This is a genomic window from Nostoc sp. UHCC 0251 (assembly GCF_034932245.1).
Lineage (GTDB): Bacteria > Cyanobacteriota > Cyanobacteriia > Cyanobacteriales > Nostocaceae > Nostoc.
Genome location: NZ_JAYGHD010000493.1, coordinates 1 through 3727, shown reverse-complemented (window position 1 = coordinate 3727; position 3727 = coordinate 1). Strand labels below are relative to the sequence as shown.

Here is a 3727-nt window from a genome sequence, read left to right as displayed (position 1 = left end):
TGGTAATGTCTGTGTTTTTCTCGCCTCAATTACTACTAGCTAGGCAGTTACAATTTATCTTTTAAAAAAGGAAATTTTATCTTTTGGAATCTGGCTAGTTTTAATGCGATCGCTGGCTTCACTATTGCATAATTTGCCATGCCCGGTAATATAATCTATACCAAAATGCTTATTTACTCGATCGCAAATGCAACTTTAAGCAGATATATATGTGCAGCTAAAGATTGATGCCGATGCTGTCAGAAATTAATATGCTTTAACTATTACTTACAGTAATTCAATTGAGGAATGTGATCGTGAAACGCTTTAATGTCTCCAATATTTTAGGAAGTACTGTTCTAGCTCTAAGTTTGGCTACCTTGCCCACAGTTCTGCCTGCTTCTGCTCAGACAACAACCACTCCTGATGGTATTGTTACAGATACCACTACAGACCGCACTCTTACCGACGGAAATTATCAGGATGGCGATTGGGGTTTACTGGGCTTGCTCGGTTTATTTGGTTTATTTGGTCGCAAGAGCCGCAAAGCCGATGATAATGTAGGTTATCGTGACCCTAATGTGGTAAGTTCCTCTGGCTCCCGTTCTAACTATTAATAAAGAGTTGCATTCTAATTTCGCGTAAATCCTGTAAATCCTAAAGATGATTAAGGGTAAAGCCTGCCGATGCAGGCTTTGTTCGTGTGTATACATTAGACCTCTTGCAAAAGTGCTTTTTGCAAGAGGGGGAAAAGGGTAAAGGTTAAAGGGGAAGGGGACAATACAGAACTTTTTCCCCTTGCCCTTTTCCCGACTTATGCAAGAAGTCTATTACTCCAAGCCTTGGGGGGTCAGGGCGTGCCAAGTTTGCCCGGTTTAATTGTTAATTGGGATTCCTCAAAAATAAAATTAGCGAACGAAAGTGCGCTCCTAGTTTAGCTTTAAGAGCTTCACAGGTGGTTGTTTTTGGGAAATCTAGGGACTGGCGATCGCTCTTAAGTTTACCTGGCTCGGCGACAACGGTAATATGATAATATTCTTTACGTACTCAGTATTTTAGCTAGAAAAAATATCAAAATTTCTACTTAAACCTGTGAATGTGGGTTTAATTTAGCTTTTTTGTTGCCAAACAAGTATCCACAACTACAAGGTTATGATTAATATTTTTTTCCTGCTCATACTATTTTCTTCGCTTTTAGGTCGGATTAAATTTCCGGGAATAAATATTGGTATTCATTATTTATTAATTCCTGCATTTAGTTTTGGTATAATTAGTTTATCTGTAAAATTTATCCCAGAAATTTTAAAAAAACATAAAATTATTTTAATATCTATAAGTCTACTGTATTTATGGATGTGGCTCTCCTCATTAATTAGCCCATTTCCAAGTACCGCTATTACTTACAGTCTAAAATATTCTACTTATTTTATAGTATTCTTTGCTTTTCTAGTTCTAAATTTTAGAAATTTTAAAACATCATCTTTAACATTTTACTATCGTTGCATATTATATTTATTACAAATAATTGCAGTTCTTGGTTTCTTAGAGGCTTTATTTCCCAATCATTGGATTTTTGAGTTATTAAAATTTCCAAGTTATTATCCTCAGATTGGTTCAATTATGCAAAATCCTAACCAATTTGGGGTAATAGTTTCCATTGGATTATGTTTAAGCTTAATTTTAGAAAAACAGAAAAATATATCTAAATTTGAATTATATATTAGTGAATTTCTTTTTCTCATTTCCCTAGCTTTATCTGCCAGTAGAAATGCTTGGCTAGTTTTTTTTCTGGGGATGTTTTTTTTATTAATATATAAAATTATTAGTATTAAAAAAATGATTTTTATCATGAGCCTATGGCTTTTATGTATTATATCTATACCAGTATCTACATATAGAATTGGATTGGGAAATAGTAAAGTGTTTCCCTTAATTAATTTATTTTTAACCAATCACAGCGACATAGTGCTTCCTAGTCCTGTAGGTACAGCCTTATCAAGATTTGCGCTTTGGCAAGCAGCTATTATTGAAACTATTACAAGGCCAATAACAGGTATAGGTGTAGGAGCTTTTGCAGAACATATAGGAGTAAAAGTTTTTGGACGAAAAGGTTATCACGCACATAATATATTTTTAAATGTGTTAGTAGAACAAGGAATTATTGGATTATTCCTATTTACAAATTTTTTAGTACAAATAGCTTCTAAAGTTAAACATGCTAATCCCGTGAATGTCATTCCGATTATTATGTTTTTAGCGTCTCAAATGCCAGATGTTTTTGTTGAAGACTATACTTTTACAACTATTGAGTTTTATTTTCTGGCAGCTGCTATGAATTCTCGAAAAGATTTTGTCATTGAATCAAAACCTGAAATTATTTACAATGTTCAAAAAATCTGCGATAAATAAACCTCACTTTTACTTAATATTTCCGAATATATTTGATTTCAAGGGAGGTATTCAAGTTTATTCAACATTTTTGCTCCAAGCTTTACAAGATGTATATCCTGAAGCTGATTATGATGTGTTTCTTAAGTATGACAAGCAGAATTTAAAACATCAGCAAAACTTGCAATTTTTAACTTCAACAAGGTTTCATTATTTTGGAGCTTTACCACGATTATTACAAACTATTTTCTTCGCTACCAAAATCATTATTTTGGCTATACTCCAACGCCCCAGTATAGTGATATCAACTCATGTTAACTATGCCACTGCTTGTTATTTTCTAAAACTTCTCACTGGGATTCCTTACTGGGTAGTTGCTCATGGCTTAGAAGTTTGGGATATTGAAAATATTGTTACAAAACTTGCATTACAAAACGCAAATAAAATAATTAGTGTTAGTAATTACACTCGCCAGCGCTTGCTTGGATATAAAAATCTGGATTCAGAAAAAATTGTTATTTTACCTAATACATTTGATGCCAGCAAATTTAAAATCAACCCTAAACCTTCCTACTTGTTAGAACGATACAAATTAACAGATGAACAGCCTGTAATTCTAACAGTAACGCGGATGGGACGCATGGCAAAATACAAAGGTTATGATCAAATCCTTCGTGCTTTACTGAAAGTGCAGTTGCATGTTCCTAATGTTCACTTCATTCTTGTAGGGAAAGGCGATGATATACCTCGAATTAAAGCTTTAGTTACCAGCTTAAATCTGCAAGATTGTGTTACTATTGCAGGATTTATACCAGATGAAGAATTGTGCGATTATTACAATCTCTGTGATGTTTTTGCTCTGCCTAGTCAAGGAGAAGGATTTGGGATTGTTTATTTAGAAGCTTTAGCTTGTGGTAAACCTGTGCTGGCTGGTAATCAAGATGGTTCTACAGATCCCTTGGCTGAGGGGAAATTAGGATGTTTGGTTGATCCTAATAACGTTGAAGAAATTGCTGATAATCTAATTCAAATCCTGCAAGGTGATTGCTCTAACCCAGTAGTTTACCAACCAGAATACTTGCAACAAAAAACTATTGAAGCTTTTGATTTTAGACAGTTTCGCAGAAGTTTAGCAAAGTTGGTTAGTGATCATTAAGTTGCAATTTAAGAGAGATTGGGTGCTCAAGCCCTAAGTCTAGCCAAGCTTGATTTTGTGCAGTTTCACAAATAATTAGGATAAAATCTCAGCTATTTAGTTAAAAATGAAATAAATTAAAATTGCATACAGCAGATTGCGCTCTAATTGAATACACGTAGAGACGTAGCACTGCTACGTCTCTACAAGGTTTTGGGTTTTATA

At 34.0% G+C, this 3727-nt stretch carries 3 protein-coding genes; all 3 read left to right on the top strand.

What is annotated here, in order from left to right; all coding sequences use genetic code 11:
• The first annotated feature begins 296 nt into the window (after nt 1-296).
• The 3 genes from VB740_RS36175 to VB740_RS36165 all read left to right on the top strand — a co-directional run bounded on the left by VB740_RS36175 (nt 297) and on the right by VB740_RS36165 (nt 3523).
• Complete coding sequence (locus tag VB740_RS36175; RefSeq protein ID WP_323204617.1) at nt 297-596, top strand: WGxxGxxG family protein; 300 nt, start codon at nt 297-299, stop codon at nt 594-596.
• Between the two features lie 535 nt (nt 597-1131).
• Nucleotides 1132-2388, top strand: coding sequence for an O-antigen ligase family protein (locus VB740_RS36170; protein ID WP_323204616.1), 1257 nt, complete (start codon nt 1132-1134; stop codon nt 2386-2388).
• Complete coding sequence (locus tag VB740_RS36165) at nt 2363-3523, top strand: glycosyltransferase family 4 protein (protein ID WP_323204615.1); 1161 nt, start codon at nt 2363-2365, stop codon at nt 3521-3523. The genes VB740_RS36170 and VB740_RS36165 overlap by 26 nt, the downstream gene beginning before the upstream one ends.
• Nucleotides 3524-3727 lie beyond the last annotated feature (204 nt).